We start from the raw sequence: 3,852 nt of genomic DNA, 5'->3' as shown, positions 1-3,852 counted from the left end.
CTTAAAAGCAATGATGTTTGCAGGGCGAACGCCTACAGTTATGGTATCTGAAAATTGTCTGAACTCGCGAGCAGGGTAAAACCCGGCCCAGGCATCACAATCAGAACAAACAGGGAAATAACCATAATCCCCCGAATCATGTGCTGCCCGCAACTTTTGATATTCAGGACCATTCCAGATATCTTCCAGACTTGATTCATTAAAATTGCCTATGAAGGACACAAATTGATCATCTATACAACATACAATAACCGTACCATCTGTGAGTATACGCATATAATTACGCAAAAAATCGCATGACTTGCGTTCGGCCGGCAGCCAGTTGGGAGATATAAATCGTGTCCCCTTTCGAAGCACACTGATGTTTACCTGAGAAACCTGAGGGGTCCAATACGAAATCATATTTTCAACTTCATGTACATTTTTTGACTGCAGGACCATGTTAATCCTGGTTGTTATATCTTTTCGATCATAATATCCGGCTAATGCAAGAAAATTTCGTATGTTTTCAATAACATTTTCAAAATTTCCACCCCTTCTGATTGCTTCATAGACATCAGCACTAAATCCATCCACGGAAAAAACAATGCGTTTAAAGTGCGGCAAAGAAAGCAGTCCGGTAGCAGTGGGAAAATCCAATTTAGAAGCGTTGGTATCAAACCCAAAGGATATCCCGGCCCTATCAAGATACCTGCAAATTTCATTAAATGACGGATGCATCATGGGTTCTCCGCCTGCAGACAGGGAAACGTGCCTGAGTGTATTCGGAGCATAGGCTTGATACTGCTCAACTATTTTATGAAACAATTCCAAAGACATATGCAGCGGACGCTGATTCATCGTCATTCTGATACTTTTTTGAAAGTCGCAATGAATACAGGAATAATTGCAGGCTTGCGTAATCTGGACGCTTAAAGTTGGCAGCGCGATTTTTATAAAAGATACAAGTTTATATTTAATCATTAGTCACCTTAAGCTTGTTTCTATTAAATTATCGAAATATAAACAAAAAATTCCCCGATAATCCGCTCAACTATCTGGCCTCTTTTAACTGAAATTTTATGATTTTTTTTCCGATATATTTATTAATTAAAAGTGCCTTGTCACCTGGGAACGAAGCAAAAATGAACTACAAAATAATTTCAGCATTAATAATAACCAAGTCACCTGTAAATACATTGCTCAGAAATCCTCTACGCGTGTTGAACCATATGGAGCTTATTGATGATAAGCTTAGTATCGGGAGCAAATACGACCTGCTCTCTTCAGGCGATAATAGCAAAAGGTTTGAAACAAATATGCAAATCCTGGACGCTTTGCAAAGATATGATATCAACATACAAGAGACGCTGGCTGAACTTGTGAGAACAAGCAGGGGTACAAGCCTGGAAGAATTCAAACAGAGATTAATGCGAGCATATACAACCGGAGTTCTGGAATTTCATATTACGGATAAATGCGATCTTGATTGCATTGAATGCCACTATCGAGACAAAAGTAATGAAACCATTCCTTTCGGCTATATTGCTCCGTTACTTTCCAGACTGCAACCGAAGGCAATTATTGTAACCGGAGGCGGGGAACCGAATGTCTATCAAAACGAGGGCAAAAACCTGAATGATGTTATTTGTGAGATCAAGCGTATTTTACCCAAAGTTTCATTGGGTCTTATTAACAATAATACGAGGCTGGTAAAGGGGCCCTGGACAAAATATATAAACTGGCAAAGATCGTCTTTGGACTGCTCCAACGCTGAAACATATCTGCTGCTTAAACGTCGCCCCAGATATGATGCTGTTGTGAGCAATGTAAAAGAGTTACTGTTAAAAACCGACATACCTTATGTGGGCGTGGGGTTCCTCTACCGCCGTGAAAATATTTCAGAGATAAGTGATTTTCTGAAAGGTTGGTTTGAGTGGACAGTCACTCAATCCGAAGCAGTTAAAAAAAAATTTAATATTCAGTTCAGACCTATCGCTCCAGGTATTGATAATGTGGCAATGATTAGGGCCGGGCTTTGTTCTCTGGTACCGGAAGAAACTCAGGGAAAACTGGAACAACAGGTGGCCGAAGTATTGAATGCTGCGAAAAAAGAAAAGAATTACGCGAACTTTCTGGATTTTAATACCAATTTCCAAACCCTGGCAGGGAAATCGCTCAACCGGCTTCATGATATACAGCCGTTTAATAAATGTTTTAACGCGCTTGCCCATCGGGTACAGCGAGCTACCGGCGAGGAATATCAGGATTTTCTTCTGTGCAATAATCCTGAACTGAGCCTGGGTAATCCCTTGAAAAACGGAGACATGGATATATTCAGAGTTGCCCTGCTGGAGTACTATTATTTTAACAAACGGGGCCCATTTTGTAACGACGCAAGCTGCCGTCAGGGCTGGGTGAGTAACACTGTGGAAAGATATAAGTCCGGACAACTGCAAAAGGAATCCAGCCTTGATGACTATTTTTTTTGATAAGAAAAATATAAATGCATAACAAAATTATAAGCACAAAGAGCATAATTCACCTGAACAAATCGGGAAATCTGTTTATTGAATCAGGCACTGCCCTGATTAAGCTGAACCAGAAGCAGGTTGTTGCTTCAAACCTTAAAACCCTGCAGGATAATCCTGAAGAACATTTCTTTCGTATGCCCTTTAACTCGATCAGTTATGTGGTGAAAGGCAGGATTATAGAAACCATAACGGCTCATCCCTCCAGTTTTTATCCGGGAAGTCCCTTTGATGTATTTATGGCTGTAAAGGCCTATTTGCAGAAAGGTAAACATATACTGCCTCGTTTTTATTTATATCCTTCCAGCGCCTGCAATTCCAAATGCATTATCTGCCCTTTTACCTTTCGTCATAAAACGCCATTTTTTATTCCTCTGGAAAGTATAACGGGAATTATTGATTTTATGGATGCCCAGCAACCAAGGCCCAGAACATTATCTGCAATTATTTCCGGTGATGGAGAACCGACTCTGCATAAAGACATGGATAAATTTCTGAGGTATATGTATGAGCGTAACATCCGTACTTTTCTCAGCAGCAATTTTATTTTTCCGGGAACAGAACGACAGGACAAAGAAGACTCGATCGCAGATACGGTTTCTATGCTCACAATTTCCATAAAAGGATTATCGCCGTCTTCCTATCTGCGTTACCAAGGCCTGGATAATCCTCAATCAGGGTTGGACAGGGTTATGGAAAATCTGGAAAAATTGATTAAAAAAACCGAAGATAACGGCCGGCGTAAAGATATGCTGGTCGGGGTAGCCTCGCTGATACTTCCGGAAAATACCGGTAGTTACACAGATATGACCAAGCGTTTTGTAGACCTGGGGCTGGATTATGTTTATCTGAACGTGGTGGAACCTTCTTACAAAGCTTGGGGAATTCAATTTGATAAAAAAACAAAGGCAAAAACAATAGAAGAGTTAGAACAATTGGCGCAATTCAGCAACTCGGGAACAATGATCCGCTATTCGACAGAGCTCTTTAAAGGAACAACCGGGGAATCTGTATATTATGACGCGAGGACCAGAAATGAACGCGATATATGCGGCAGCGCATTATGGAACCCATTGTTTATGTCTATGGATAAAAAACCGGCTGTTATCGCCTGCCGTGCCAGCGATAAATTTCAGAAGACCGAATTCGCCTTTACCCGGGACATCTACAGAACTGGAATGGCCGAAATATTTTCGGGATCAAGGATAAATCAGGTAATGTCTGTCACGGAACATTGCGAACAATGCAGACTTGAACGCCAGGTGAGATTGTTTGACGATTTGATCAGAATAGAAAGAGCCAACGAATTCCGGGGTGAATTCGTATTGGATTTCCCGCCAAA

The 3,852-nt window shown here is 41.0% G+C and carries 3 protein-coding genes; 2 read left to right on the top strand and 1 reads right to left on the bottom strand.

From position 1 onward, the window contains the following. A partial coding sequence (locus tag PHV30_08010) for a radical SAM/SPASM domain-containing protein (protein ID MDD5456961.1) occupies positions 1-963 on the bottom strand: 963 nt, incomplete at its 3' end. Between the two features lie 161 nt (positions 964-1,124). Between PHV30_08010 and PHV30_08005 the strand changes: the two genes are divergently transcribed. Together PHV30_08005 and PHV30_08000 are read left to right on the top strand one after the other, a co-directional pair. Then, positions 1,125-2,471: a hypothetical protein gene (locus PHV30_08005; GenBank protein ID MDD5456960.1), complete on the top strand. Its 1,347-nt coding sequence runs from the start codon at positions 1,125-1,127 to the stop codon at positions 2,469-2,471. A 14-nt stretch (positions 2,472-2,485) separates the two neighbouring features. Further along, positions 2,486-3,852, top strand: a 1,367-nt coding sequence (locus PHV30_08000; GenBank protein MDD5456959.1) for a radical SAM protein, incomplete at its 3' end; no start/stop codon positions are given.

The sequence above is a fragment of the Candidatus Margulisiibacteriota bacterium genome (genome assembly GCA_028715625.1).
GTDB lineage: Bacteria > Margulisbacteria > Riflemargulisbacteria > GWF2-35-9 > GWF2-35-9 > JAQURL01.
This window is presented reverse-complemented; position numbering and strand designations above follow the sequence as displayed.

Excerpts from the sequence above, each read along its gene's own strand:
- PHV30_08005 (MDD5456960.1), top strand. The coding sequence starts at position 1,125 with ATGAACTACAAAATAATTTCAGCATTAATAATAACCAAGTCACCTGTA.